The organism is Mesorhizobium sp. M1A.T.Ca.IN.004.03.1.1, from assembly GCF_003997555.1.
Taxonomy (GTDB): domain Bacteria; phylum Pseudomonadota; class Alphaproteobacteria; order Rhizobiales; family Rhizobiaceae; genus Mesorhizobium.
Map to the genome: position 1 here is coordinate 1 of NZ_RZTV01001063.1, position 237 is coordinate 237.

Genomic DNA, 237 nt, shown 5'->3' on the forward strand with positions numbered 1-237 from the left:
GGAAGGGCTCATCCTGGCTGCCGCCGCAAGCTTTTCCACCCGGACGGCGTAAGTAAAATTGCCGCGCAACAGGTAGATGGCCTCGGCCACGCGGCGCGTATGGCTGTCGGGCAATGCAAGCTTGCAGACCTCATTGCCGTTTTCTCCAGAAAGCAACCAGAAACTGATCTCTCGCATGATTGCCGGATGAAGGATCGGGATTGCCCCGGGCGTTGCGAGGGTCCGGATCAGTCTCAG

The 237-nt window shown here is 59.5% G+C and carries 1 protein-coding gene; it reads right to left on the reverse strand.

Features of this window, described 5'->3' with window-relative positions; translation table 11 throughout:
• On the reverse strand, positions 1-237 hold a 237-nt coding region (locus EOD29_RS34925; RefSeq protein WP_164764100.1), incomplete at both ends, for an AraC family transcriptional regulator N-terminal domain-containing protein.